Below are 267 nucleotides of genomic sequence, written 5' to 3'. Positions count from 1 at the left end.
AATGCCGCGGACCTGGGCAAGATGGGCCGCGAGCTCGGATTCTGGGCGCTGCCGGCGATGTACGACTCCCTGACGCTGGTGTACGCCAAGTCTGCCTTTGCCCAGCCCCCCCGGAGCTGGCGCGAGATGTGGGATCCGAAGTACCGGGGCAAGGTGGCCGTGGCCACCAATCCGAACGTCAACGGCAGCATGATTGCGCTGACCTTTCTCGCCAATCGCCTGGCCGGGGCGGCGGACGGCCTGGGCAGCTTCGATCCCGGCTTCGAC

The 267-nt window shown here is 67.4% G+C and carries 1 protein-coding gene; it reads left to right on the top strand.

Annotated features, from left to right (window positions below):
- A partial coding sequence (locus tag SB847_RS21240) for an ABC transporter substrate-binding protein (protein WP_410578617.1) occupies positions 1-267 on the top strand: 267 nt, incomplete at both ends.

The organism is Bacillus sp. SIMBA_026 (assembly GCF_046535335.1).
Lineage (GTDB): Bacteria > Bacillota > Bacilli > Bacillales > Bacillaceae > Bacillus > Bacillus velezensis.
Note: the sequence above shows the minus strand (reverse complement) of the source record. Positions and strands in the feature narration are given on the sequence as shown.